The 25,731-nt window shown below is 72.8% G+C and carries 23 protein-coding genes and 1 pseudogene; 11 read left to right on the top strand and 13 right to left on the bottom strand.

The genetic code is table 11. The features are described 5' to 3' along the window. Nucleotides 1-54: 54 nt before the first annotated feature. Both ABT354_RS12055 and ABT354_RS12050 read right to left on the bottom strand, forming a co-directional pair. Nucleotides 55-696: a flavin reductase family protein gene (locus tag ABT354_RS12055; protein WP_351492314.1), complete on the bottom strand. Its 642-nt coding sequence runs from the start codon at nt 694-696 to the stop codon at nt 55-57. Between the two features lie 44 nt (nt 697-740). Then, nucleotides 741-2,075, bottom strand: a complete 1,335-nt coding sequence (locus ABT354_RS12050; RefSeq protein ID WP_351492312.1) for an aspartate aminotransferase family protein — start codon at nt 2,073-2,075, stop codon at nt 741-743. A gap of 81 nt (nt 2,076-2,156) precedes the next feature. Here ABT354_RS12050 and ABT354_RS12045 point away from each other — a divergent pair, with 81 nt between their 5' ends. Then, nucleotides 2,157-2,903, top strand: a complete 747-nt coding sequence (locus ABT354_RS12045; RefSeq protein ID WP_351492310.1) for an SDR family oxidoreductase — start codon at nt 2,157-2,159, stop codon at nt 2,901-2,903. An 87-nt stretch (nt 2,904-2,990) separates the two neighbouring features. On the opposite strand, the pseudogene ABT354_RS12040 reads toward ABT354_RS12045, so the two are convergent. Then, nucleotides 2,991-3,464: pseudogene (locus tag ABT354_RS12040) on the bottom strand (DUF6309 family protein); the annotation flags it as partial. After that, nucleotides 3,461-4,306 (bottom strand): phytanoyl-CoA dioxygenase family protein, encoded by an 846-nt coding sequence (locus ABT354_RS12035; protein ID WP_351492307.1) that lies wholly within the window; start codon nt 4,304-4,306, stop codon nt 3,461-3,463. The gene ABT354_RS12035 and the pseudogene ABT354_RS12040, both read right to left, overlap by 4 nt. Nucleotides 4,307-4,597: 291 nt before the next feature. On the opposite strand from ABT354_RS12035, the gene ABT354_RS12030 reads away from it, so the two are divergent. Further along, nucleotides 4,598-5,464, top strand: a complete 867-nt coding sequence (locus tag ABT354_RS12030; RefSeq protein WP_351492305.1) for a hypothetical protein — start codon at nt 4,598-4,600, stop codon at nt 5,462-5,464. Nucleotides 5,465-5,688: 224 nt separating this feature from the next. Here ABT354_RS12030 and ABT354_RS12025 read toward each other — a convergent pair whose 3' ends face one another. The 3 genes from ABT354_RS12025 to ABT354_RS12015 all read right to left on the bottom strand — a co-directional run bounded on the left by ABT354_RS12025 (nt 5,689) and on the right by ABT354_RS12015 (nt 10,163). After that, entirely contained in the window at nt 5,689-6,492 is an 804-nt protein-coding gene (locus tag ABT354_RS12025) for an enoyl-CoA hydratase/isomerase family protein (RefSeq protein ID WP_502983394.1), read from the bottom strand. Further along, the gene (locus ABT354_RS12020) at nt 6,483-8,726 is read right to left on the bottom strand and encodes an acetate--CoA ligase family protein (RefSeq protein ID WP_351492300.1); all 2,244 of its coding nucleotides are present in this window, start codon (nt 8,724-8,726) and stop codon (nt 6,483-6,485) included. Before ABT354_RS12020 ends, ABT354_RS12025 begins: the two co-directional genes overlap by 10 nt. Before the next feature lie 225 nt (nt 8,727-8,951). Further along, the gene (locus ABT354_RS12015; protein ID WP_351492298.1) at nt 8,952-10,163 is read right to left on the bottom strand and encodes a flavin-containing monooxygenase; all 1,212 of its coding nucleotides are present in this window, start codon (nt 10,161-10,163) and stop codon (nt 8,952-8,954) included. 219 nt (nt 10,164-10,382) lie between these two features. Here ABT354_RS12015 and ABT354_RS12010 point away from each other — a divergent pair, with 219 nt between their 5' ends. The 4 genes from ABT354_RS12010 to ABT354_RS11995 all read left to right on the top strand — a co-directional run bounded on the left by ABT354_RS12010 (nt 10,383) and on the right by ABT354_RS11995 (nt 12,841). Next, the gene (locus tag ABT354_RS12010) at nt 10,383-10,829 is read left to right on the top strand and encodes a Zn-ribbon domain-containing OB-fold protein (protein WP_351492295.1); all 447 of its coding nucleotides are present in this window, start codon (nt 10,383-10,385) and stop codon (nt 10,827-10,829) included. A gap of 814 nt (nt 10,830-11,643) precedes the next feature. After that, on the top strand, nt 11,644-12,462 hold the full coding sequence (locus tag ABT354_RS12005) for a helix-turn-helix domain-containing protein (protein ID WP_351492293.1): 819 nt from the start codon (nt 11,644-11,646) through the stop codon (nt 12,460-12,462). Next, nucleotides 12,459-12,650: a DUF397 domain-containing protein gene (locus ABT354_RS12000; RefSeq protein WP_351492291.1), complete on the top strand. Its 192-nt coding sequence runs from the start codon at nt 12,459-12,461 to the stop codon at nt 12,648-12,650. Before ABT354_RS12005 ends, ABT354_RS12000 begins: the two co-directional genes overlap by 4 nt. Further along, nucleotides 12,647-12,841: a DUF397 domain-containing protein gene (locus ABT354_RS11995; RefSeq protein WP_351492289.1), complete on the top strand. Its 195-nt coding sequence runs from the start codon at nt 12,647-12,649 to the stop codon at nt 12,839-12,841. The genes ABT354_RS12000 and ABT354_RS11995 overlap by 4 nt, the downstream gene beginning before the upstream one ends. 46 nt (nt 12,842-12,887) lie before the next feature. Here the strand turns inward: ABT354_RS11995 and ABT354_RS11990 are convergent, their stop codons facing one another. The 3 genes from ABT354_RS11990 to ABT354_RS11980 all read right to left on the bottom strand — a co-directional run bounded on the left by ABT354_RS11990 (nt 12,888) and on the right by ABT354_RS11980 (nt 15,812). After that, on the bottom strand, nt 12,888-13,508 hold the full coding sequence (locus ABT354_RS11990; protein WP_351492287.1) for a LysE family translocator: 621 nt from the start codon (nt 13,506-13,508) through the stop codon (nt 12,888-12,890). Nucleotides 13,509-13,605: 97 nt separating this feature from the next. Continuing rightward, entirely contained in the window at nt 13,606-14,103 is a 498-nt protein-coding gene (locus ABT354_RS11985) for a hypothetical protein (RefSeq protein WP_351492285.1), read from the bottom strand. Between the two features lie 170 nt (nt 14,104-14,273). After that, on the bottom strand, nt 14,274-15,812 hold the full coding sequence (locus ABT354_RS11980; protein ID WP_351492283.1) for an alpha/beta fold hydrolase: 1,539 nt from the start codon (nt 15,810-15,812) through the stop codon (nt 14,274-14,276). A 615-nt stretch (nt 15,813-16,427) separates the two neighbouring features. On the opposite strand from ABT354_RS11980, the gene ABT354_RS11975 reads away from it, so the two are divergent. The 3 genes from ABT354_RS11975 to ABT354_RS11965 all read left to right on the top strand — a co-directional run bounded on the left by ABT354_RS11975 (nt 16,428) and on the right by ABT354_RS11965 (nt 20,883). Beyond that, nucleotides 16,428-16,607 (top strand): AAA family ATPase, encoded by a 180-nt coding sequence (locus ABT354_RS11975; protein ID WP_351492280.1) that lies wholly within the window; start codon nt 16,428-16,430, stop codon nt 16,605-16,607. Next, on the top strand, nt 16,600-16,881 hold the full coding sequence (locus ABT354_RS11970) for a hypothetical protein (RefSeq protein ID WP_351492278.1): 282 nt from the start codon (nt 16,600-16,602) through the stop codon (nt 16,879-16,881). The genes ABT354_RS11975 and ABT354_RS11970 overlap by 8 nt, the downstream gene beginning before the upstream one ends. 312 nt (nt 16,882-17,193) lie before the next feature. Next, a complete protein-coding gene (locus ABT354_RS11965; RefSeq protein WP_351492275.1) occupies nt 17,194-20,883 on the top strand; it encodes a TIR domain-containing protein in 3,690 nt (1,229 codons plus the stop codon). An 18-nt stretch (nt 20,884-20,901) separates the two neighbouring features. On the opposite strand, the gene ABT354_RS11960 is transcribed toward ABT354_RS11965, so the two are convergent. Together ABT354_RS11960 and ABT354_RS11955 are read right to left on the bottom strand one after the other, a co-directional pair. Further along, nucleotides 20,902-21,768 carry a hypothetical protein gene (locus tag ABT354_RS11960; protein ID WP_351492273.1) on the bottom strand — a complete coding sequence of 289 codons (867 nt, stop codon included), beginning with the start codon at nt 21,766-21,768 and terminating at the stop codon, nt 20,902-20,904. 40 nt (nt 21,769-21,808) lie between these two features. Continuing rightward, complete coding sequence (locus tag ABT354_RS11955; RefSeq protein ID WP_351492271.1) at nt 21,809-22,510, bottom strand: pyridoxine/pyridoxamine 5'-phosphate oxidase; 702 nt, start codon at nt 22,508-22,510, stop codon at nt 21,809-21,811. Between the two features lie 139 nt (nt 22,511-22,649). Between ABT354_RS11955 and ABT354_RS11950 the strand changes: the two genes are divergently transcribed. Both ABT354_RS11950 and ABT354_RS11945 read left to right on the top strand, forming a co-directional pair. Beyond that, nucleotides 22,650-23,228 carry a TetR/AcrR family transcriptional regulator gene (locus ABT354_RS11950; protein ID WP_351492269.1) on the top strand — a complete coding sequence of 193 codons (579 nt, stop codon included), beginning with the start codon at nt 22,650-22,652 and terminating at the stop codon, nt 23,226-23,228. A gap of 107 nt (nt 23,229-23,335) precedes the next feature. Then, nucleotides 23,336-23,896: a hypothetical protein gene (locus tag ABT354_RS11945; RefSeq protein ID WP_351492267.1), complete on the top strand. Its 561-nt coding sequence runs from the start codon at nt 23,336-23,338 to the stop codon at nt 23,894-23,896. A gap of 74 nt (nt 23,897-23,970) precedes the next feature. Here ABT354_RS11945 and ABT354_RS11940 read toward each other — a convergent pair whose 3' ends face one another. Further along, nucleotides 23,971-25,155, bottom strand: a complete 1,185-nt coding sequence (locus tag ABT354_RS11940) for a thiolase C-terminal domain-containing protein (protein ID WP_351492265.1) — start codon at nt 25,153-25,155, stop codon at nt 23,971-23,973. Nucleotides 25,156-25,731: the final 576 nt, after the last annotated feature.

Here is a 25,731-nt window from a genome sequence, read left to right as displayed (position 1 = left end):
CCGAGGCCCGAGTCGCCTCGGGTACACGTCGGGGCCGGCCCCGAACCCCGCTCCTCAAGCGCCGGAGGGGCTGATTTTGGCCGGGGGAAGGCCCCGCAGGGCGCCCCCGTGGAAGAGGAGAGGCGCGGCGGGGGCGCCCGGGGGCGTGCCCAGGGTCAGGGCGCGGCCGACCACGATGAGGTGGTCGCCCCCTGTATGCACCGCGTGCACCTCGCAGTCGACCCACGCCACCACCCCCGCGAGCAGCGGCGACCCCGTCGCCGGCGACGCCCGATACGCCACCCCCGCGAACTTGTCCCGCCCGTCCGCCCCACTCGCCGCGAAGCCCATGCACAGCGCCCCCTGCTCCGCGCCCAGGACATTGACGCAGAACGCCCCGGCGCGCGCGATCCTCGGCCAGGTCGCCGACGTCCGCCCGACCAGGAAGACGACCAGCGGCGGGTCGAGCGAGAGGGAGGCGAAGGACTGGCAGGCGAACCCCGCCGGGCCGTCCTCGTCGTGCGCGGTGACGACGGTGACCCCGGACGGAAAGCACCCCAGCACCCGCCGGAACTCCCCGGGGTCCATCACGGGCCCACCCGGGGACGTGCCCGGGGACGCACCCGGCGTACGGGCCCGGGGACGCCCCACCGCCCCGGGGCCCCGCGCGGACCGGAGATAGCGGACGGCGGTCTCGGCCATCGCTGCATGTCCCATCACCCTCCCATTGAAACTGACGGACCGTCAGATAGAAAGGGCCGTCACAGCGCCTTGAAGGCCTCCGTCACCGCCGCACAGGTCGCCGCCAGATCGTCATCCGTGACCGTGCTCGACACGAACCAGCAGGCCATCGGGAAGGCGTTGGCATGCACCCCGCGTTTCAGCAGCTCATGCCGGAAGACATGGGACCGGGCCTGGTCGACGCCGAGCAGATCGCGGTAGTGCCGGGTGGGACGGCCGTCCGGGGTGAACACGGTCTGGAACATCGCCCCCACACCCTGCACCGCACACGGGATCCCGTGGTCGTGCGCCGCCTTCCGCGCCGTCTCCATGATCTGGCGGCCGGTGTCGTCGATCCGCCGGCGGACGGCCGGATCGCCGAGTTCCCGCAGGGTCACCAGGGCGGCCGTCGCACAGAGCGGCGAGGCGTTGTACGTACCGCCGTGCTTGACCCGCCCCGAGGCCAGCGCCTCCATGATCTCCCGGCGCCCCGCGAAGGCGGCGATCGGCAGTCCGCCCCCCAGCGCCTTGGAGAACACCGCGAGGTCCGGCACCACCCCGAAGAGGGCCTGCGCCCCACCGGGGCCGGTGCGGAACCCCGTACAGACCTCATCGAAGATCAGGACGATGCCCCGCGCGGTGCACTCCTCGCGCAGGGCCTCCAGATACCCCGCGTCGGGCATGGTGCAGGCGTTGTTGGCGACGATCGGCTCGCAGATGACGGCGGCGAGTTCGCGGGCGTGCGCGTCGAGCGCCTCCCGCAGCGCCGCCAGGTCGTTCCAGGGGCAGACCACCACATCGTCCACCACCCCCGGGGGGATCCCCGGCGAGTGCGGAACGGATCGCGGGGCGTCGGGCGGCCCGGCCTCCTCCTCCGTCGGACGGTTCGAGATGGCCAGGGTGTCCGACCACCCGTGGTAGTGCCCTTCGAACTTCAGGATCCCGGAGCGCCCGGTGTGCCCCCGGGCCGCCCGTACCGCACCCTGCACGGCCTCGCTGCCCGAGTTGGCGAACCGGACCAGCTCCGCGCAGGGCACCATCCGGCTGATCGTCTCGGCCAGCTCCACCTCCGGGACATTGCAGGTGCCGAACATCGTGCCGGTCCGCAGCACCTCGGTCAGCGCCTCCGTCAGCACGGGCGGGGCGTGGCCGAGAATCGCGCTGCCGTACGAGATGAGGTAGTCGATGTACTCATTGCCGTCGACGTCCTGGATACGGGACCCGCTCCCGGAACGGATGTAGAGCGGGTACGGATGCGGCCCCGTGGAGGTGAGCCGTGAGGACGAACTGATTCCGCCCGCGAGGGAGTTCCGTGCGCGTTCGAACCACGCCCTGCTGCCGTCCGTGCCGTGCAGCGCCTGTAAACGGCCATTCATGGTTTCTCCTGTTTGTTGTGGTATGCCCCGGGACACGCTTCCGGGTGTCCGAACCGGCGCGATCTGCGGGAGTGGTGCGAAGTGCTGAAAACGGCCCTGGTCACAGGAGCGGGCAGCGGTGTCGGCCAGGCATGCGCCCTGGGACTGCTTGCCGACGGCTGGACGGTCGGGCTGATCGGGCGGCGGGAGGAGCGGCTGCGGGCGACGGCACTGCTCGCCGACGCCCACGACCGCGACCGGGCGGTGGCGCTGCCCGCCGACATCACCGACCCGGAGGCCGTGGACAGGCTCTTCGCCGAGGTGGCGGCCCGCTGGGGCCGGCTGGACCTGCTGTTCAACAATGCCGCCGACACCATGCCGTACCTCCCCACGGAGGATGTGAGCGCGGCCGACTGGCACCGGGTCATGGACTCCATCGCCACCGGAACCTTCCTCTGTTCCCGCGCGGCTTTCCGGATCATGAAGGCGCAGACCCCCCGGGGTGGTCGGATCATCAACAATGGAGCCCCGTCCGCCCAGATGCCCCGTCCGCACTCGATCGCCTTCACCGCGGCCAAGCACGCCGTGGCCGGTATCACCCGCTCGCTCTCCCTCGACGGCCGCCGCCACGACATCTCCTGCGGTCAGATCGACATCGGCAATGTGACCCCCGCCGACCGGCCGCAGCCCGCCGTCCGCCAGCCCGACGGCTCACTGCGGGTGGAGCCCACCATGGACATGCGGCATGTGGTCGACATGGTCCGCGCCATGGCCGCCCTCCCGGTCGGGGTGAACATCCAGTCCGTTCTGGTCATGCCCAGTTCCATGCCGTACGTCGGCCGGGGATAGACCCGCCACGTCGGCCGGGGTCAGACCCGCCACGTCGGCCGGGGTCAGACCCGCCACATACGCCTCCAGCCGGTTCCCCGGCGCCAGCCGCCCGGACCGCTCCCAGGCCAGCATCCGGTGGAGCCCGTCCAGATGGATCAGTCCCTCCCGGACGGTCAGCTCCGCGTAGTCCGGCCCTCCCGCGGGCCTGGTGCTCAGGAAGAGCGGGGTGGGCCGGGTGCGGACCTGGCGGGCCAGCTTGCCGGCGCACAGCGGATTGGTCGTGGTGTACGTGTCCCCCAGCGCGGCCAGCCGTGCGGCGGCAGCGCCCACGGTGAGACCCGTCCTCGGGATCAGCTCGACCGCTCCGTCCTCGCCCAGATGCCAGGGCAGGACGACCCCCCGGACCTCCGGGCCGTCCAGCAGGACCCGGTGCCACCGGCCATCCGCGAGGGCCTGCGCGCTCCGGACGTGCTGTTCCGCCTCGTCGTTGGAGTTGGCGGGGTCCTCGGGGTCGTAGGGGTGGTGGAGCGCGAGATGGCGGAGGACCCGGTCGAAGGAGACCGCCTCCAGGACCCTCATGCCGCCCGCCCGGCGCCGCCCGGCTCGTACGCGCCGAAATGCCGTTCCTCGAACAACTCCGCCCACCGCCCCTGTCCCAGCCCGCGCTCGCGGCCGACCGCCAGTATCCGACGCCAGTACGGCTTGACCGGCGGCCAGGGCTCACCGGTCCGGCAGTACGACGCGTCGATCATGTACCGGCCGGGCCCCTCGATCCCGGAGGCGGCCCCGGTGACGGCGCCCGAGGTGTCCTCGGAGGCGGTCCCGGCGCGCCGGGTGTGGAAGAGCGCGGAGTGCAGCACCACGGTGGACCCCGGGGGCAGCTCGGAGACGACCACCTCACCCGGCAGTTCGGCCGTCCCCAGATGCGCGCGGGCGTCCTTCGCGGCGATCTCGTGGTGCGACCCGGGCAACACCGCGAGCGGCCCCATCTCCGGCCGCAGACCCCGCAGATAGTGAAGGGCATGGACCATGGGGAGCCGCCGGTCGCGCTGGGGGCGCTGCTCGTAGTCGTGGTGCCAGGGCTTGCCCGCGGCGGCCGAGGACCGGCGGTCGCTGTGGAGATGGTGGAAGACGAAGGAGGGGCCGAGCAGATGCTCGTCCGCCAGCAGCTCCAGCAGCGGCGGGTGGGCCGCCAGCTCGCCGTGGGCCGGCAGCTGTAACTCGACCACCTCCGGTTCCGGACACTCCTCCGGGCGTAAGCAGGCGTCTATGGACCGCTGCCGCAGGCCGGAGTCCACCCAGTGGTCGACCTCCCGTGTCAGACGCCCGACCAGCGACGCGGGCAGCAACCCGGGCAGCACCAGGAAGCCCTTCTCATGGAACTCCTTGATCTGCACGGCCACTTCCGAGGAGTCGATCACGCGGCTGAACCTCCGTTGTCACACCGATGGGCGGCCCGGGGATGATCGGGCTGCGCCATCCATATCCCGTGCGCTCCGGAGTCATGCCGTCACGGAAGGGAATGGCCGAACCCCCGGTGCTGAGGGTGCGGCAGGCGGGATCTGGGGGTACGGGGGTCATCCCCAGGGGCGGCTGGGGCGCCGAGGCCGGGGGCGAACGGCCGGTTCGCGCGGTGGGGGCGGGCCGGTGGGGACGGGCCGGTGGCGGATGTCCCAACCCCCGGAAGTAGGCTCCCTCCAGGGGGAGCGATCATGAATACACACCCGGGTCACCCGCGCCATGACACCGTGGCGGCCATCGCCGCCGCCACCGCGCAGTTCCTGCTCGCCGTCCCCCTCTGGGTGATCGCGGACGCCCACGCGGTCGACGGCTACGGCGAGGGCACACCTTTCTTCAGCGTCCTGCTGCTGGTCTTCCTGCTGCCACCGCTGGCCGTCCTCTGCGGCCCCGCGCACGCGGTCACCCTGACCCTGCCGGTCCGGGCCCTGGCCGAACGGGCGGCGGCCCGCACCACGGCCCCCTGGCTCACCGAACCCCGGTGGCGGGCGCTCCTCGCGGTCGTGCTCGCCGCCGTCCACGCCACGGTCTGGGCCCTCCTCGGCTTCGGCTTCCTCACCGCGTGGGCCTGGACCGCCGCCAGTGCCGTGGCCCCGCTGCTGGCCGTCTCCGCCGCCCGCCGCCGGGCGCGGGTACGGGAGTTCGGCGCCGTCGCGGTGTGGTTCCGGTCCATCGCCACCGCGATCCTCGCCGCGCCCGTCGCCTTCGGCCTGGTCCTCGCCGCCCTCGCCACCGGGGTCCTCCCGGAGTACCGGCCGCCCGCGCTCGGCGCCGCCGAGCTGCGCGGTGTCTGGGAGGGCCCGGACGGCGCCACGCTCCGGCTGGAGCCCGGCGAACGGGCCGTCCTCATCAACTTCGACGACGGTACGGGTGACTCCTGCGACGGCACCGGCAGCTGGTGGCCGAAGACCAACGGCACCCACCGGGACACGGTCACCCTCACACCCGACGGGCAGTGCCCCGCGTCCGAGTGGTGGATCGGCGGCACGGCCGAGGAGCCGGAACTGTACGAGCCGACGGGGTACGAGGGCGGCCCGTACATCTTCCGCAGGCGCGACTAGGCTCCCGCCGGGACACTCCCACCATGCACCCGCGCCAGGGAGAATGCCGACGTCGCCCCTGCGGGCGCGGGGGTGATCCGGCTGTCGACGCCGGAACAGGCGACAACACCGTGTGGTCTCCGCGTACGCGGGGGTGGTCCCGCAAAGTGATTCTCGCCGTCGACGAAAACGGCGCCGTCCCCGCAGGCGCGGGGTTCCCCAGGCCCCGGCACGCAAGGCGTCCCCTACCGCCCCCGGAACTCCGGCTTCCGGCGTTCCACGAAGGCCGTGACCCCCTCCCGCGCGTCCCCCGTCGTCATCGTGATCTCCTGCGCCGTCGCCTCCGCCGCGAACGCCGACGCCCGGTCCCCGTCCAGTGCCGCGTTGACCAGCTGCTTGGTGAGGGCCAGCGTCCGGGTCGGCCCCCCGGCCAGGCGGGTCGCCCACTCCCGGGCGGTCGCCTCCAGCTCGTCGCCCGGGACGACCCGGTTGACCAGCCCCAGCCGCTCCGCCTCGGCCGCCGGGACCGCGTCTCCGAAGAACATCAGCTCCTTGGCCCGCTGGGGCCCGACCAGCCGGGTCAGCAGATACGCCCCGCCGCCGTCCGGGACCAGCCCCCGCCGGACGAAGACCTCGATGAAGCGCGCCTCCCGCGCCGCCAGCACCAGATCGCAGGCGAGGGCGAGATGCGCGCCCAGCCCGGCCGCCGTGCCGTTGACCGCCGCGATCACCGGCTTCTCGCACTCCAGGACCGCCGCGATCAGCCGCTGGGCGCCGTCCCGGATGGTACGGGCCACATCGCCCGCCACCCGCTCGGCGCCGGGCGCGCGCGACACCCGCAGATCCGCGCCCGAGCAGAAGCCGTCCCCCGCCCCCGTCAGGACGACCGCCCGGACCTCCGGATCCGCCGACGCCCCCGCGAGCAGCGCGACGACCGCCTCCCGCATCTCCGCCGTGATCGCGTTCAGCGTCCGGGGCCGGTCGAGGACGATCCACCGCACCGCCCCCTCGTCCCGCGAGCGGACCCCCGGCCCGGCGCTCACCGGCACACCGCCAGCGCGTCCAGCGCCACCGCGCCCTGGCCCCGCTCCAGCACCACCAGCGGGTTCACATCCAGCTCCGCCAGCTCCCCGTCCAGCTCCAGCGCCATCCGCTGCACCCGCAGGACCACCTCCACCAGGGCGTCCACATCCAGTGGCGGCCCCCCGCGCACCCCGTCGAAGAGCGCCCGGCCGCGCAGCTCGTCCAGCATCGCCCGCGCCTGGCCCTCGCCGAACGGAGGCACCCGTACCGCCGTGTCCTGGAGGACCTCCACCAGCACCCCGCCGAGCCCGACCGTCACCGTCGGCCCGAAGAGCGGGTCCCGGGTGATCCCCACCATGGTCTCCAGACCGTGCCCGATCATCTGGCAGACCAGGACCCCGTCCAGCTCCACCCCCTCGTACCGGATGATGTCCATGATCTCCCGGTAGGCGTCCCGCACCTGGCTGGCGGAGGTCAGCCCCACCTTCACCAGGCCGAGTTCGGTCTTGTGGGCGAGCTGCGCCCCGGACGCCTTCAGCACCACCGGGTACCCCACCTGCGCCGCAGCCCGTACCGCCGCCGCCGCGCTGGTCACCAGCTGCTCGCGCGGGACCCGTATCCCGTACGCCCGCAGCAGCTGTTTGGCCGCGTGCTCGCTGAGCTGCTGTCCCGGGGGTGTCGACTCGGTCAGGGCCCGTGCCTTGCGGCAGGAGGGGGAGGGGGTACGGGGCGCCTCGTCGAAGGGGGAGCGGTAGTCCCGTACGAAACGGTGGTGCGCCAGCCAGGCCCGTACCGCCCCGACGCAGTTGCCGAAGGTGCGGAAGGTCGCCACCCGGGAGGAGCCGAGGAGGGTCTCGCGGTACGCCGCCTCCGTCCCCACCGGCGATCCCCACACCACGCAGACCAGCTTGTCGGTGGTCTCGGCCGCCGCGACCAGGTCCCGCGCCAGCCGGTCGCTCATCGGCGGGAACGGTCCGGTGATCGGGCAGATCAGCACCCCGACCTCGGGGTCGGCGAGGATCGCGTCGATGATCTTCCGGCCCCGGTGGTCGCCGACCGGGTGGCCGCCGTTGTCGATCGGGTTGGCGACCTGGAGGTACTCCGGTATCCACTGGTGCAGCTCGCGCCGCTTCCCCTCGGAGAGCCGGGGCAGCCGCAGCCCGGCCGAGGTCGCGAGATCGGCGAAGTGGGCCCCCGTACCGCCGGAGATGGAGTACACGGCCACCCCGTCGGCGAGCGGCCGGCGGGCGCGGGCGAGGAGGGCGGCGGTGTCTTGGAGTTCGTCCAGACCGTCGACGCGGATCACTCCGTACTGGCGCATCGCCGCGTCCACCACCTGGTCGGCGCCGGTGAGCTTGCCGGTGTGGGAGGCGGCGGTGCGGGCGCCGGTCTCGGTCCGGCCGACCTTGACCGCGACGACCGGCACCCCGCGCCGGGCCGCCCGGTCGGCGGCGAGCAGAAAGGAGCGGCCGTCCTTGAGCCCTTCCACGTAACAGGCGATGGAGCCGACCTCGGGCCGTTCGGCGAGGTACGCCAGGAAGTCGGCGGTCTCCAGGTCGGCCTCGTTGCCGGTGGGGGCCCAGTGGGAGAGCCGGATGCCCAGCTCCTGGAGGGCGAAGACGGGCCTGCCCTGGTGGCCGGACTGGGTGATCAGCGCGATGGCGGGCCCGTCGAGGTCGTCGCGGAACTCCTCGAAGGCGTTGAGGTTGGTGTTGGGCCCGAGCAGCCGCACCCCCGCCCGCCGGGCCGCGTCCCCGAGCCGCCGCTGGGCCTCGGCGCCCGCCTCGCCGGTCTCCGCGTACCCGGAGGCGAAGGCGACCGCGAACGGGATCTTCGCGTCGGCGAGTTCGGCGACCACCGGCAGCGGGTCGGCGACCAGCAGGACGGCGAGATCGACCGCCTCGGGCAGCTCGCCGACGCCGGGGACGCAGCGCAGTCCGAAGACGCTCTCCCGGACCGGGTGGACGGGGTGGAGGGTGGCGCCGACCCGCTCCGACCAGGCGATCAGCTGCCGGGTGATGCCGGTGTTCGGGCGCCCCTCCGCGTCGGACGCGCCGACGACGGCGACGGAACGCGGCCGGAAGAACCGGTCCAGATCGGGCACGGCGAGGTGCAGGGGCCGCCCGCTGACATCTCTGTCCCCGTCGGCGACGGCCGCCGTGGCGGTGTCGTGGACGACGGCGTCCCGCGCGGTCTCCCCGCAGGCGACGACCCGTGCTCGGAGGTCGGAGGTGAGGGTTCCGTGAGTCGATCCAAGCATCGCCGATCCCCGCTCCCGCTCTCGGTGTCACGTGGGTGCACGTAACTGACGCGTAGCTGACGCACCATCAGGTTACCGAGCGGAAGGGTGGTCAGGAAGGTGTGGTGCGGGCGGGACACGGGCGCATGGGGCGTGTACGGGGCGGGGCGCCTCGCGGTGGGGCGTCCGCGCCCCCGGGATGTGCCCCCGCCGGCGGGGGACTTCTCGCGCCCCTCGCGCCGCCGGCTACCGGGGACTCTTTCGCCGCTTCCGTCCGCCGGGTCCGCCCTGTCCGCCCGGTTTGTCGGCCCGTACGCGTCTGCCGACCGCGCGGGCGATCCGGTCGGCGTCCAGGGCGATCTCGCGAAGCGTCCCGCTGATCGGGTTGGTGTAGCCGGTGAAGTAGAGCCCGGGGGTACGGGCCGGGGTGCGCCCGCCGCGTACGACCGGACGGCCCCGGGTGTCCAGGATCTCCAGATGCCCGATCATCTTCTCCAGCCCCCGCCGGTACCCGGTCGCGGCGATCACCACCTCGGGGGCGATCCGGCCGCCGTCGGCGAGGAGGACATGCTGCTCCCCGAAGGAGACCACGGAGGCCACCGGGCGCACCCGGCCCGCGCGGACCGCCTTGACCAGCCCCACGTCCTGGACGGGGATCGCGCCCTGCCGCGCCCGGGTGTACAGCCCCGCCTTGGGGCGCGACAGCCCGTACGGCGTCAGATCGGGCATGGAGAGCCGGGTGAGCAGCCGCGCGCCCTGGTTCACCAGCGGTACGGGCAGCCGCCGCACCAGGATCGCCGTCCGCTGGCTGGGCCAGCCCAGGGTGGAGCGGCGCATGATGTACGGCGGGGTCCGCACCGCGAGCCGTACCCGCCCGGCGCCGCCCTCGGCGAGGTCGACGGCTATCTCGGCGCCGGTGTTCCCGACCCCGACGACCAGGACGTCCTTGCCGTGGAACGGGGAGGGCTCGCGGTAGTCGGAGGCGTGCAGCAGCCGCCCGTTCCACTCGTCGGCGCCGGGCCACTCCGGCAGATACGGGGTGTGGTTGTAGCCGGTCGCCACGACGACCGCCCGCGCGGTGAGCCGCCGTCCGCCGGTCGCGTGGAGCAGCCAGCCCGCGCCGGGGGCGTCCCCGGCGGGTTCGATACGGGAGACCTCGACCCCGGTGACCACGTCGAGGTCGTGGAACTGGGCGTACTTCTCCAGATAGCGGACGACGTTGTCCCGGGAGACCCAGCGCCCGAAGCGGCGGGGGATGGGCAGTCCGGGCAGTGCGGAGTGCTTGCGCGTGGTGTGCAGCCGGAGCCGGTCGTAGTGGCCGCGCCAGGAGGCGCCCACGGCGTCGGAGCGTTCCAGCACCACGGCCCGGACGCCCCGTTTGCCGAGCGCGGCGGCGGTGGCGAGCCCGGCGGGACCGCCGCCGATGACATAGACGGGCCTGTCGTCCGTTCTCTCCATGAGCTGTGAGCGTAGCGGCGGGCGCGGCCCGTGGGTCTCGTGCCGGCCGGGATTTCCTACCGAATCGATCACATGCGCCCCGGGGCCGCCGGATCGGGTACGTCTCCTGCATGACTCTTGCGGAAGCGGCTTGAGTTGGGCTCAATGGACAACTCCTCAGCACGTGCCGGACGGGGCCGGGGTGACCGGGTCCCTCGACCCCGTGAACGGAGTTCCCCGATGGCCGCCGCCGTACCGACCCCGCCGTCGCACGCGCTGCCCGAGATCGACGACTTCACCCGCCCGTACTGGGACGCGGCGGCGGAGGGCCGGCTGCTGGTCCGGCGCTGCCGGGACTGTCGGCGGGCGCACCACTATCCGCGCGAGTTCTGTCCGCGCTGCTGGAGCGCGCGGTGCGAGTGGGAGACGGCGAGCGGCCGGGCCACGCTCTACACCTGGTCGGTGGTGCACCGGAACGACCTGGAGCCGTTCAGCCTGCGGCTGCCGTACATCACGGCGGTGGTCGACCTCGCGGAGGGCCCCCGGATGATGACCGAGATCGTGGAGTGCGACGCGGCGGGGCTGCGGATCGCGATGCCGCTTGAGGTGACCTTCCGCCGGGCGGCGCCCGATATCGCGCTTCCGGTCTTCCGCCCGGTCCGGGCGACGGGCGTGGCTGCGGCGTAGTTCCTTTTCGGGGTACGGGGCCCCGGCCCGCGCTGTGTGCGGGGGTCCGGGCCGGGGCCCCTGATGTCCCGGCCGCGCCCGGGGCAGAGCCGGGCGCGACCGGGTACGCCGCCCGGGGCGGGGCGGCGGCCGGTCCGCCCTCCGTGGTCCGCGAGAGATCACCGCTGAACCTCGTTCCACGGAGGGCGGGGCTTTTTCTGTTTCCGCACTGTCGATCAGAGCCGATCGGCTATTCCCGCGCCGAGCAGCCCTATCGAGGAGAGACAGGCGAGGGTGATCAGCCATTCCGGTGCGCGGAGCCTTATCTCTTTCGCCGTCGATCGATTCTTTTCAGAATCCGTCACGGCCCCACGTCCCGAATCGCTTCCGCCGTGCGATGTCCGCCTGGATTTCCGCCCGGACCCGTTCTTCGACGGTCCGGGTGTCCGTCTCCACGGTCTCCACGGGGGGCCTCCGCCGTGATTCCGCTTTCAGCGGGCAGGCGGGGTGCGGGCAATGGCAGGGCCCGAAGTCGAGCGGATTGAATTCCTTCGCCCCGGACAGCCCGCGCCGTCGGTCGATCATCGCTCTACCTGGCCCCATGCGGGTCGAGCCTGCTGTACGGGCGGCTTCGCCGCAGGGGGCGACCGGTGCGCCACCGGACCGGCGGGGGTTAAGGCGGGGGTGCCGTGGGGGGTCGTGAACATGCCGGGTTCCTTTTCCTTCCTGGGGGACTGGCGTCTTTTCCTTGGATCTCCCACAATGGCGTGCCAACGTCCGCGACACTAGGGCGAAACGCTTTCCAAGTTGTTTGGAAACGGAAGGAGTTGAACACATGACCGAGTTGTCAGGCGAACCGGCGAACGGCCTCGAATGGTTCGGCATGGAACTTCTTGAGGCGCTGCGTCACAAGGGGGTCAAGCAGAAGGAGCTTGCCACCTTCTCCGGCTACAAGGAACCGTACGTCTCGAAGGTCAAGAACGGCCAGGCGAAGCCGTCGCCGGAGTTCGCACAGAAGTGCGATGTGTACTTCGGGACGTCGGGGTACTTCGAGCGGATGCTGGTGCGGATCTCGGAGTACGGGGGGCATCCTTCGTGGTTCGTGCCGTACCTGCGGCTTGAGCGCGAGGCGACGCACATCGTTGACTACAGCAACGCGTTCATCATGGGGATGCTTCAGACGGAGGCGTACGCGACCGCGATCTTCAAGTCCACTCACCCGAGGGAGACGGACGAGCAGATCGCGGCCCGGGTGGAAGCCCGAGTCCGCCGTCGAGACCTGATGGAAGGAGACTCGCCTCCGCTGTTGTGGGTGATCCTGCACGAGTCGACACTTCGGACGGTGGTGGGGGACCGCCAGACCATGGCAGCGCAGTTGCGCCATCTTGTCGCGTCGGTAGGCCCGAACATCTCGGTTCAGGTTCTTCCCTTTGCCGCAGGGGCGCCCGCGTCCTCCCTTCCGTTCACCCTTCTCACCTTGGAGGAGGGGGCCACCGTTCTCTACTCCGAGACGAGAGGACTTGGCCATGTATCGGATTCGGCGGGGGCTGTGTTGGACAGTCAGTCCGCGTACGATCGGTTGCGGGCTGCCGCCCTGTCGTGCGAGAAATCGCAGGCTTTTATCTCCAAAGTCGCAGAGGAGTACGGCAGATGAGTTTTGTGTGGGTCAAGTCCAGCTACAGCGGTGGCGAAGGCGGCCAGTGCGTCGAGTGGTCGCCCTCGTACTCCACGTCCCACGGCGTTGTCCCTATCCGCGACAGCAAGCGTCCTGCCGGGCCGACCCTGATGGTCCGCCCGGAAGCGTTCGCCGGTCTCGTCCGCATGGCGAAGGGCCACGAGTGACGACCGGCGTGAGCTGGGTCAAGTCCAGCTACAGCGGTGGCGAAGGCCAGTGCGTCGAGTGGGCGCCCTCGTACGTCACTTCCCACGGTGTCGTCCCGCTCCGTGACAGCAAGCGTCCCGACGGCCCCGTCCTCATGGTTCGCCCCACCGCCTTCGCCGGGCTGATCGACCTGGCCAGGGCGCACGCCTAGACACGCCCCAGACCCGCACCGGACGCCCCAACGCGTCCGGTGCGGGCTACCGCACCGCGACGGTGCGGACCCCCAGGGCCACCAGCACCGCGCCCGCGACGCGGCTCACGACGCGGCGGAACCAGGGGGCCTCGGTGATCGCTCGGGCGGAGGCGACGACGGAGGCCCAGGTCAGCAGCCAGATGATGAGCACGGCCGCGTGCAGGAGGGTGAGGACCGCGATCTGGGGCGGGATGGGGCGGTCGGGGGCGAGGAACTGCGGGACGAGGGTGAGATAGACCGTCGCCGCCCTCGGGTTGGTGAGGTTGGACCAGAACCCCAGGCCGAAGCCGCCCAGATGCGACCACGGCAGCCGTCGCCCGGTCCTCGCGCGGGCCCTCGGGTGGGCCGAGCGCCAGGTGGTCACGCCGAGCCAGACGAGATAGAGGCCGCCCAGGATCCGGACGACGGTCAGCGCCTGGGTGGACGACATGACCAGCGCGGAGAGGCCGACCGCCGCGAACGCGGCGTGGACCAGGAGCCCGCACGCGGTCCCGAAGGTGACCAGGAAGCCGTCCGACCGGGACCCGGCGATCACCTTCTGGGTGACCAGGGTGAAGTTGGTGCCGGGGATCAGGGTGAGCGGGACGATCGCCGCCAGGAAGCCGAGTACCCGATGCCACTCCATGGCGGCGAGCGTAGGCCGTCGTCCACCCGTACGGACAGAACCCCGGGGGCCATCCGCGCCCGGGGTTCCGTCGGTGCACAAGGCGAGCCGGGGTGGGCTACCAGGGGCTGGTCGGGTCGAAGAAGCACTCGGTGCGCGGGGAGTCCATCGCCTTGGTGACGCCGCCCACCGTGAGCCGGATCGTGCCGCCGTGGAGCTGTTCGGTCGGGTCCGGGTGGCCCGCGCCGGTCAGACAGACGGGGATCGGGCCGGTGGGGGCGAAGCAGCCCCGGCGCTCGCCGACGCCCAGGCTGAGGGTGCCGCAGGTGCGGTCGGCGCCGAAGGCGCTGGTGATGTTGCCGGAGATGCTCACGGGGGTGGTGGAGTTGTTCACCACGACCATGACGACCTGGGCCTGCGCCTGGGCGTTGGTCACCAGGCACGCCTGGTAGCCCAGGTCCGCCCGGGAGGGGTGGACGACCGTCTTCGCGCACTTCCAGTTGGCGTTGGTCTGCACCGTCTGCCACTGGGAGGCGGCCTGGGCGGGGGCGGCGGCCAGCAGTGTGCCGGCCGCCATGGCTGCGGCGGCGAGAAGGGTGGTGGCGATCTTGCGCACGGTGGGGCTCCCTGACTGGTGGACCGGACGGTGCCGACTGGGCGTGCTCATGACCCTAGGGAGCGGGCCCGGCCAGGGGCAGGGATCGGGCCTGGACCCTTGCGGTCAGGGCCGGTTCGGGCCAGAGGCGCCCCCGGGCCAGGGGCGCGGCGGCTCGGGGGCGCCCCGGGTCAGCCCGCCGGGAGGAAGGAGACGGCGGTGGAGGGCTTCGTCCCGCCGGAGCGCTTGCACGCGGTGTTCTGGGCGGGCAGCTTCCCCTTCACCAGGTACTCGGTGACCTTCTGGTCGAGGCAGGGGGTGGCGTTGTTCGCGGTGGCCGACGGGTAGGCGCCATGTCCCTCGGCACCGGCGACATGGACCAGGACGGAGCCCTTCAGCGCCCTGTTCAGACCCCGGGCGGAGGAGAGCGGGGTCTGCGGGTCCCACTCGTTCTGAGTGATCAGCACCTTGACCTTGTTGTTGATTTTCACCTCGGGCTCCCGGCCCTTGTCCCAGTAGGCACACGGGGTGATCGCGGAGGAGAGGTCACCGTAGAGCGGGTACGTGGCCTTGTTCGCCGTAACGTCCTTGCGGTACGTCTTCGGGTCGCGCGGCCAGTTCGCGGTGTCCTGGCAGACGATCGAGTAGTACGCGCCGTACATGTTGTCGGTGGACTCACCGAAGAAGTCCGGCAGGGCGGGGCCGGGCTTACCGCTGCTCGCCGCCTTCTTGAGCCGGGAGACCTGGTCCGACGCGGTCTTCACGGTGGCGAAGCTGAAGGTGGTCTTGGCGCGTATGCCGTCGCCGGTCAGCTTCTCCTTGCCCATGGGGACGGGCTTGCGGTCGGCCTGGGCGAGCAGATCGCGGTAGGTCTTGGTGACCTTGGCGGCGGTGTCGCCGAGCTTGTACGTGGAGTGGCGGGCGGCGGCCCACTTCGTCCAGCGGGTGAAGGCCCGCTCGGCCTCCTTCGCCATGCCCTGGAACGTGCCCCGCCACATCAGCGCCGGGTCGGCGGCGCTGTCGAGGACGATCCGGCCCGCCGTCTTCGGGAAGAGCTGGGTGTAGACCGCGCCGAGGTAGGTCCCGTATGAGTAGCCCAGGTAGTTGAGCTTGGCGTCGCCGAGGACGGCCCGGACGATGTCCAGGTCACGGGCGGTATTGGCGGTGGTGATGTGGGGGAGCAGCGCGCCGGACCTCTTGCGGCACTTGTCGGCGATGGTCTTCGCCAGCTTCTCGTCCCGGGCGAAGTCGACGGCCTTGTTGGGGTTGCCCTTGCGCTCGGCGGCGGTGGTGCCGCAGGTGACGGGGGTGCTCGCGCCGACGCCCCGGGGGTCGAAGCCGATCAGGTCGTACCGGTCGCTGACGGCCGCGTCCGCGTTGAACGCCAGCGCGGCCGGCATGCTCAGCCCGGACCCGGCGGGTCCGCCCGGGTTCAGCAGCAGGGAGCCCACCCGCTTCTTGGGGTCTGCGGCGATACGGGAGAGCGCGAGGTCGATCTTCCTGTCGCCGGGGGCGCGGTAGTCCAGCGGCACCTTGATCGTGGCGCAGGTGTCGGCGAACACGTCGTCGGGGCAGGGCTTCCAGACCACCTTCTGCTGGGTGTACGCGGCCGGCACGTCCGGTTCGGCGGGGCTCGGCTCCGCGTGTGCCGGGGCGGTGAGCGCGGCGAGCAGCCCTGCGGTGAGTACGAGGGCGGGTGCGGTGCCTCGGTGGCGGCGGCGTGCGGGCATGGTCGGTGTCCTTCCGTCCGGGGCGTTCCCGGTCGGAAGGGAGCTTCGCGGTACGGGGGGCGCCGCCGCGTCCTCCGAACGGCGCGGGCGCGAGCGACGAAAGTGAGGACCGGGGGGCGGTCGCCGATACGTAAGTACGGTGCGCCGGTGGGGTGTTGGGATGCCCCGCAGAGGCGGGGACGGGCCGTGGTTGCCCAGGACCCAGTGGTGTGTTTCGGGGCCACCCCCGCAGGCGCGGGGACGGGCCGCCGTTGCCCGCGATCCAGTGGTGTGTTTCGGGGCCACCCCGGCAGGCGCCGGGCTCCGCGCCAAGCTACCCGTACCCGCCGCCTCCGTGCCTCATGCGCGCGGAACCGGCACGGCACCCCGCCGGAAGGATCACATCGCGCCGCACGTACCCCCCAACGGTGATTCCCTGCCTCCGTCGCCCCTGAATCACCCGGATTATTCGGCCACTTCCGGCCAAGATCATCACGCGGACTCCCCGGAAAACTAGATGCGCCTTATCGTTACCCGGGCGTCTTCGCGACCGAGGGAACCGCCGCCGCCGTCGCTCGGTGCGGCCACGCCGGGGCGCGGAGCACGTACGCCCCCCGCCGCCCCCGAGGACCCGCCATGCCGCTGCTCGAAGTGAACGCCCTCCACCAGGGATACAGACGCAAGCCCGTCATCCGTGGCCTCGACCTCACGCTCGACACCGGCGCCTTCGGGCTCCTCGGCCCCAATGGCGCGGGCAAGAGCACGCTCCTGAGGAGCCTGGCCTTGGTGCTGCTGCTGCCGGACCGCCGTGGCTGAGGCTCTGGTCTTCGTCCGCCATGTCGACGGGCTGCGCTACGACTTCGTCCGCGACGGGGAGCGTCATGGCCGCGCGGCCTACCGGCGGGCGGACGGTGCGGTGTGGTGTCTCTGGTCGCCGGCGGAGGGCTGGCACTGCGAGATCGCGGGCGGGCTCGTCACGGCGTATCCGCTCGCGGGACATGCGGATGATGCGGACCCTCCGCTGGGGGTGTGGCGCAGCTTCAAGGGGGACCGGGCGTATCTGTACGACCTGAGGGCGGTCGGGGGGTGAACCCCGCGAGGGCGGGGACGGCCGCTTTCTCTTCGCGGAAGAACCGGATACCAAGGGAGCACCCCCGCTCCCGCAGGGACCGCACTGCCCCGGACTGTCGCGCCGACGCCTGGTACGGATCACCCCCGTCGCCTGGGCGGGGACAGCGACACCGACATCCCGTGATCGTCCCGACCCGCGCGCCCGCGCGCAAGGCGAGTCGTCCCATCCCCGGGCGATTCCCGGCGACCGCTTGAGGTAACCGCGCCGCCGCATCGAACATGGCCCCAGGCGCGGCCGGACCAACAGGCCGCCCGTACGGGGGAGTCAGCTATGGGGGAGACGACCGTCGAGCGGCCCTGGCGGGTGCGCAGGCGTATCGCGTGGGTCGGGGCGTGCCTGGTCGGGTGGGCGGTGGCCGTGCCGCTCGTCGGGGTGTGGGCCGCCGTCGCGGGTGTCATCGTGCCCGCCGCCGTCTTCGTCCGGGCGGCGCCGCTGTGGACCTGGGCCCAGCACCGGGACGGGGCCCGGGGCAAGGCCCGGGTCGTCCGGAGCTGGCGGGTGCTGGCCGACCCCGAGCGGCTGGTGGTGCTGGTCCTGGTCGGCGGGGTGCTCGGGGCCCAGTCGTGGCTGTTCCTCGGCGGGTTCTCCGTGCTCGGGGCCGTCGCCGTGGACCTCGTACGGGTCGCCGTGCTGCTCGCGTGGGTGGGTGCGCTCACCCTCGTACCCCCGGGAAGGCGGTGGCGGCCCGAGCGGGAGGCGTGGACCCCCGCCGCGCGGCCGGAGGTGTTCGTCGCCGGGTGCGCGCTCGCCGGGGGTGCCGCCTTCGCGTTCGCCGCCTGGTACGTACGGTTCGCCGCCGTACCGATCGGTCGGCGCACCGGTTCGCTCGTGGACGGGCAGCAGCGGGCCGAGGACGCGATCCGCTGGCTGGACGGGCAGATCGCGGGGAGCCTGTTCGGCGTGGCGCTGGACCGGCCGTACTTGATCCTCATCGCCGCCGGCGCCGGGGTCGTCGCGGGCGGGACCGCCGCCGCGCTCCGGGAGGCCGTGGTCCGGGGCGCGGAGGCCGGGAAGGTCTTCGAGGAGCTGGCCGACGCCACCGAGGAGGGCCCCGCGCCGCTCCGCAGCGGCAAGGTCTTCGTCAGCTACTCCCGCCGGGACAGCGTCGTCGCCGAACGGATCCAGCGCGCGCTGTCCGACCGGATCCGCGAGGTCTGGGTGGACTGGCTCGGCATCGAGCCCTCCGTCCAGTGGCGGGAGAGCATCGACGAGGCCATCCGCAGCTGCGACGCCATGGTGGTGCTGCTCAGCGAGGACGCGCTGCGCTCCAAGTACTGCTGGGCCGAGTGCGAACGCGCCGTCGAGCTGCGCAAACGGATCCTGCCGGTGATCATCGATCCGGCGCTGGAGACCGGCGCCAGCGGGGCGCTGCGCCAACACGGCTGGGACAGCCTCACCGAGTACCAGCTGCTGAGGATGTCCGCGCCCGAGCGGTTCGAGGACGGGGTCGCGCGCATCGGCGCGTTCGTGGAGGCACGCCATCGCTGGGTCGCCTTCCACACCCGGATCGGGCTCCGCGCCCACGAGTGGCACGGCGCGGGCCGCAGCGCCGGACTGCTGCTGCGCGGCCATGAGCTGCTGGTCGCGCGGGCGTGGCGGCGGCGGGAGCCGGTGGACCCGGAGTTCCGGGCGGGCCTCACCGACCTCCAGCGGGACTTCCTCGCGTCGAGCCACCGCGCCGCCCGGCTGCGTGCGGTCCGGCTGCGGGTCACGGCGGTCGCCGCCGGGGTGGCGATGGCGACCCTCGCCGGGCTGGTGGTCTCCAGCGAGACCGCCGCCCGGGAGGAGCGCCGCCGGACCGACTCCCAGCGGCTGGCGAAGGCGGCCGACGAACAGGCGCCGGGCGACATCCGGGAGGCGGCGCTGCTGAGCGCCGCCGCGTACACCCTGGACGACTCCGCCGAGACGCGGGCGGCCCTGCTGCGCGGGGTCGACCGCTTCGACAGGGTCCGGGGGGTGCTCCCGGCGCGCCGGGCCGGGATCGAGCATCTGACGCTCAGCCGGGACGAGCGGCTGCTGATCGTCTGGCGTGAGGACGACACGGTCGAGGTGTGGGACACCCGGACGATGCGCTCCCGGGGGACCGTGAAGGGCGCCCGCATGACGCACCGGGAGGGCGGCGACCTGAGCGCCGACGGCCGGGTGCTGGCCGTGCGGCAGGGGGTCGAGGCAGTCTTTGTGGACACCCGTACCCTCCGTCCCCGGCACCGGGTGGACCTCAGCCTCTTCGGCGGGGTCGGCCTCTTCATGCGCGCCGAACTGACCGAGGACGGCCGGTCCCTGCTGGTCGACCCTTATGCGGACACCGGAACCGAAATGGTCACCCAGGTGGATGTCGCCACCGGCCGGGTCGTCCGGTCCGTCGTGGGCGACAGGCTGATCGACGGTGCGCGGGGCAGGGAGGTCGCGGCCGGAGGTGGAGAATCCGTGCACCCATTCCTCGGCTCCGTGCCCGCCGTCCGGCTTCCCCGCAGCATGGTGCTGGTGGGAGCCGCTTCGGACGGCTCTCTCCTGATGAACGACGCAGGCACCCTCCGGGTCGTGGACCGCCGTACGGGGAAGGTCGCATGGACGCTCGGCAAGGATCTGGCGGGCCAGGCCGTGACCCCCGACGGCCGGTACGCCCTGGCCTCGGGCGTCGACCGGCGGGGGCGGTACGAGGTGTGGGACCTGCGGGAGCGCCGACGTGTCGGCAAGGTCATCGGGCCGGGGAACCTGGAGTCCGACCCCTCACTCCGGTTGAGCGGTGACGGGCGCCTGCTGGCCGTCGGCACCAACGCTTTGGTCGAGTCCTCCTCGTACACCCTCTACTCGGTCCGCACCGGGCGTTCGCACGGTCTGCTTCCGGGGCACATCATCGGCCTCGGCCCCCGTGGACGGCTGGTGGCGGCGGCGACCTCGATGGGCACGGTCACCCTCTTCGACCACGGGCCGGAAGGAGGCAACCTCCGTACCCGCCGTGCGGTGCCGGGTGCGGTGGGCGACTCCCTCTCCGTCGCCGTACGCGCCGACCTGGCCGCCCTCCCCGCGACCGACGGAACCGTCCGGGTGGTGCGCGCATCGAACGGGCGGCCGGTCAGGACCGTGCGCCCGGCGTCCCACGGATACCTCGCCGCTCTCTCCCCGGACGGGAAGTCGCTGGCGGTGGCCATGGTGGAGGGCGAGGGGATCAAGCGGCAGGTCTACGTCGATGTGCACGATGTGGCCGACGGGCGGCGGGTGAAGCGACTCGTCAGCGGAGGGGCGTCCGCACCGAGGACCGCGCCCGCCACACTCGCGTTCTCCCCGGACGGGTGGCTGCTCCACCTGGGTGAGGAGAACAGCTTCTCCGTGTACGAGTGGCACACACGGACCTGGCGGCGCGGCCACCGCTACGGGCCGGACATCGACACGGGGAAGCCCAGGCGCCACGCGGTCAGCCCGGACGGCTCGGTCATCGCGGTCGGCGGTAGCCAGCAGCCGGTCCAGCTGTGGTCCACCCGGACGGGAAAGAAGCTCGGCAAGCGGCTGCCGAGAGCGGGAGCTGTCGCCTTCCGCCCGGACGGGATGCTGCTCACCGGTGGCATCGGCCAGGGCAACCCGGCGGTGGTGCTATGGGACCCGCGCACCCGGAAGCCGGTCGCGGCGGCGCCGGACGCGGGGGAGCAGATCGTCGGTGTCACGGTCGCCCCGGACGGGCGCACGGTCGTCTCGGTGACCGGCAGCGGTGGTCTGGTCCTGTGGGACCCGGAGCTGCGGCGGCGGATCGTCGTACCGAAGTTGCGCCCGGGCGGCGGCAACGCGCTCGCGTTCGGCGCGGCGCCCGGGCGGCTGCTCGTCGCCCGGCGCGGGGAGCTGCTCTCCCTGCTGGTCGGGGCGGACCACTGGAAGGCCGCGCTCTGCCGGATCGCGGGCGGGCCGATGAGCCCGGCGCGGTGGCAGGAGGCGGCACCGGGGGAGCGGTACCGGGCGGTGTGCTGAGCCGCGCCCGCGCCAGGATTACAGGAACAGGGCCGCGACCAGCTGGTACCCGTACGCGTAGCCGGTGAGGGCGAAGGCGGGCAGGCCCAGGAGGACCACCGTGGCCACCTTGCCGACCACCTTCGCCACCGGGAGGACGGTCGCGGCGCGGTCCGGCCGGTCGGGGTCATAGGTGACCGCCATCGTCTCCGGCCCCTTCTCGAACCGGCCCAGTTCATAGCCGAGCGGGGCGGTGTGCTCCGTACCCCGCAGATCGGTGAAGCGGTACCGGTATCCCGCGCCGGGCCCGCTGACGTACTCGCGTACCGCGCCCATCACGGTGATGCCCCGGTTCCGCAGCCGCAGTCGCAGCCAGAGCTGGCCGATCAGCTCGGACGCGGCCCAGGAGATCCCGAGCGGGATGATGCCGAGAAGCCAGAGGAGCGCGCTCTCCTCGTGCGGCCCTCTCAGATGCACCAGCGTCGCCCCCGCTCCGAAGACCAGGACCACGGCCGCCAGGCGGGCCAGCCAGTGCAGATCCCGTGGACCCGGGCTGCCGGAGACGCGTTCCGTCTCGACCAGGGCGTCGCCGTGGGTCCGGGGGGCGTCCGGATCCCGCAGGGGCAGGGCGGAGTTGACCGTTTCGGCGAAGGTCGCCACCGCTGCCGTATTGCGGCTCCCGCAGCGGTAGACGGTGCCGGGCGCGGTGTCCCCGGGGGTCAGCACGATCTCCAGGGCCTGCCCGTCGGGGTCGACGGTGACCGTCTCGATGGCCTTCAGGGGTATCCGTGTCCGGGTTCCGGGGCGGGTCAGGACGAGGGCCCCGTCCTGGATGCCGAGACTGCCGGCCGGTCTCAGCCGCAGCACCAGGGGCGGAAGTTGGGGCGTACGGGGATGGGTGTCCATGCCCGGAGGGTACAAGTCACCCTCTCCGTCCTGGACCCCCTCAGGGCCAGAGCAGCTCCCGCGCCCAGCGGCCCGTACCCTCGCGGCGGTAGCGGAGCCGGACATGGCGGCGCCAGGCGTCGCCCTGGAAGAACTCGGCCTCGCGCGGGGCCAGGACATACCGGGTCCAGGTGGGCGCGGGGGCGTCCGGGTCCTCCTGGGCGCGGCTCCAGGCGGCGGCCGAGGCGTGCGCCAGGCTCTCCGGGTCGGGCAGGACCTCGCTCTGGCGGCCGGTGAGCGCGGCGGCGAGCGCGCCGGTGGAGCGGGCCCGCAGATCGGCGCGGCTCTCCTCGGGGGACGCGGCCGTCACCGGTCCGCGCAGCCGGATCTGCCGGGCCAGCGCGGGCCAGTAGAAGCCGATCGCCGCCTCCGGACGGGCCGCGAGCTGGCGGCCCTTGGCGCTGGTGGAGTGGGACGCGAAGTGCCAGCCCCCGGCGTCGGCGTCGTGCAGCATCAGCGTACGGACATCCGGGTGGCCGTCCTCGTCCACGGTGGCCAGGGTCATCGTGTGCGGCTCGGGCTGCCCGGCGGCGACCGCCTCCGCGAACCACGCGTGGAAGAGCGGCAGCGGATCGGCGGGGGCGGTGGCCGGGTCGAACGACGGCAGATCGATGTCCCAGACCCGCTGCTCGCGCAGGAGCGCGGTGAACGCCTCATGGGCGTGGAACGGATCGCGTGCCGTGGGCGGGGTGTCATGGCTCATGCGCCCAGTGAACACCACTCCGCATGTAGTGCTCCGCCTATAGTGGCCGCGTCGGGCCGGATGAACGGGCCCGGCCGGCCCGGGTCCGTCAGGGGCGCCGGAGCACGGGGAACGGGAACGGGAAACGGAGCGGTTACGCATGCGGCAGAACCTGGCGCGACGGGCGGCCCTGGTCGACGCGGCCATCGAGGTACTGGCCCGGGACGGCGCGCGCGGGCTCACCTTCCGTGCCGTCGACGAGGAGGCCGATGTCCCCAAGGGAACCGCCTCCAACTACTTCGCCAACCGCGACGACCTCCTCAACCAGGCCGGTGCCCGGGTGTACGAGCGGCTGCGCCCCGACGAGGCGACGGCCGGGGCGCTGCTCGCGGGCCGCACATCGCGGGCGGATCTGGCGGCCCTGGTACGGGAGGCGGTGGACCGGGTCGCCGCCTTCCCCACCGGCTATCTCGCCCTGATGGAACTCCGCCTGGAGGCCACCCGCCGCCCCGCCCTGCGCGCGCTCCTGACCGAGCAGGTCCGCGAGGACATGCGGCTCAATGTCGAGAACCACCTCGCCTCCGGGCTCCCCGGGGACGCCGACGCCGTCCGCATGATCCACCTGGCGGCGAGCTGGCTGACGGTGGAGCGGCTGACCCTGCCGGGGGTGCTGCCGGGCGCGGAGGGGACGGATCTCCTGACGGAGCTGGTGGAGCGGGTGATCCCGGAGGAGGGGTAGGCCGCGCCGGGGCCGGCCGTCGGCAGCCCAGGGGCCCGCAGCGATGGCCGAGGCGCCTGCTCCTTGAGGGTTTGCCGCCGGCCGGAAGTCGCCCTTACCGTCCCCGGATGAGCAACTCCCTGGCCGCCGCCGTGCTGACGACGCCCGATCCGGACGAGGCGATGCGCGCCGTCCGTACCCTGCTGGAGATCGCGGAGGATCCGCCGGAGGTGGACCTGGAGGCGCTGATCCGGACACCGGGGACGCTGGAGCGGGTACGCGAGGTGCTCCCCGGGCTGGAGTGGTCGTCCGAGGCGGGCGGGCGGCGGGCGTCCTGGGAGACGGGCGAGGACCCGGCCGCCCATCTGCCCCTCCAGGTGCTGGACTGGAGCCGTCCGCTGGACCGGGTCGAGCCGTTCATCGAGGCGATGGGTGCCGAATGCGCCGCGATCCGCTGGGACCTGGCGGGGTGGCCCGAGGTCCCCGGCGCCGGACTGGACCGTGTCTCGCAGAAGCACGCGTACCTCACGCTCTCCCTGAACTGCCGCGACCTCTATCAGAGCGAGCCCTCCGGTGATCACACCGTGCATGTGCATGTCGCGTCGTTGAGCCACCGGGCCCGTATCGAGTGGCTCGCGGGCCAGGTGGGCGGTGCCTTCACGGGGCGGACCGAGTCGGCGTATCTGTGACCTTGCCCGTGCGGTGGCCTGTCCGTGCGGTGACCCGTGTGTACGGTGGCCGGCCCCGGGGTGATCGCGCGGAACTACCCCGTACCCAGAACCACCGTTCCCGAGGAGCAGAACCAGCCGCCCGTCCCCGAGGCGACCGCCAGGCGGGGGAGGGTGCCGTCGGGGCGGTGGGTCTGGTGGGGGCCCGCGTCGCCACGGAGTTGGCGGACCGCCTCGACCAGGAGGAAGAGGCCCCGCATCCCGGGGTGGCAGGCGGAGAGACCGCCTCCGTCGGTGTTCACGGGGAGCGCCCCGCCGGGGCCGATCCGTCCGTCGGAGACAAACGCGCCGCCCTCGCCCTTGGCGCAGAAGCCCAGGTCCTCCAGGGTCACCAGGGTCATATAGGTGAAGGCGTCGTAGATCTCGGCGATATCCATCTCGCCGGGGGTGAGACCGGCCCGTTCGAAGGCGAGCCGGCCCGAGACCGCCGCCGGGGAGACGGTGAAGTCCTCCCACTCGGACATCGTGGTGTGGGAGACATGCTCCCCGGTCCCCAGCACCCACACCGGGGGCCGGGCCAGTTCCGGCACCAGCTCCTCGGCGACGAGCAGCACCGCGCAGCCGCCGTCGCTGCGGATGCAGCAGTGCAGCTTGGTGAACGGGTCCGCGATCATCGGCCCGGAGAGCACCTCGTCCACGGTGACCGGCGCCCGGTACATCGCCTCCGGGTTACGGGCGGCATGCGCCCGGGTCTGGACCGCGACGGAGGCGAGCTGCTCCGGGGTGGTGCCGTAGGTGTGCATATGGCGGCGGGCGGCCATCGCGTACTTGGCGATCAGCGTGTGCCCGTACGCCACTTCGAACTGCAGCGGGCCCCGGGCGCCGAAGGAGAGGTTGGCGGTACGGCGCCCCGCGCGGATGTCGGAGCGGGCGGTGGAGCCGTACACCAGCAGAACGGCGCGGGCCCGCCCGGCGGCGATGGCGTCGGCGGCGTGCGCGGCCATGACCTCCCAGGTGGCGCCGCCGACGGAGGTGGAGTCCACCCAGCGGGGGCGCAGCCCCAGATACTCGGCCACCTCGACGGGGGCCAGCGTGCCGAGCCCGGCGGAGCCGAGGCCGTCGATCACCGACCGGTCGAGCCCGGAGTCGGCGACCGCCCGCCGCGCCGCCTGGGCGTGCAGGGCCCAGGGGGTGACCCCGGGCCGGACGCTCCGGCCGCAGTCGGCGAGGGCGACACCGGCGACGGCGACTTTGCGCGGGGCGCGCGGTACCGGGGACATGAATCTGACGGTACATCAGATGACCCCGCACGGAACCCGTCCCGCGCCTGAAACCCGCCCGGGTGGTGGGGGCGAGGGCGAGGCGGGATCAGCCCGTCCGGCGATTGAGGGCGGACCCCGGGTCGGACCGACCCCGGGTGGACGTCCGGGGCGCGCGGTGCCGGGGACATGGATCTGTCGGTGCATCAGATGGCCTCGCACGGAACCCGCCCTGCGCCCGGAACTCGCCCGGGTGATGGGGGCGGGGGTGAGCGGAATCAGCCCGTCCGGTGATTGAGGACGGACCCCGGGTCGGACCGGCTCCGGGTGGACGTCCGGGGCGCGCGGTGCCGGGGACATGGATCTGCCGGTGCATCAGATGGCCTCGCACGGAACCCGTCCCGCGCCCGGAACCCGCCCGGGTGGTGGGGGCGGGGGTGAGCGGAATCAGCCCGTCCGGTGATTGAGGACGGACCCCGGGTCGGACCGGCTCCGGGTGGACGTCCGGGGCGTGCGGTACCGGGGACATGGATCTGCCGGTGCATCAGATGGCCTCGCACGGAACCCGCCCTGCGCCCGGAACCCGCCCGGGTGGTG

The sequence above is a fragment of the Streptomyces sp. NPDC000594 genome (assembly GCF_040299965.1).
GTDB lineage: Bacteria > Actinomycetota > Actinomycetes > Streptomycetales > Streptomycetaceae > Streptomyces.
This window is presented reverse-complemented; position numbering and strand designations above follow the sequence as displayed.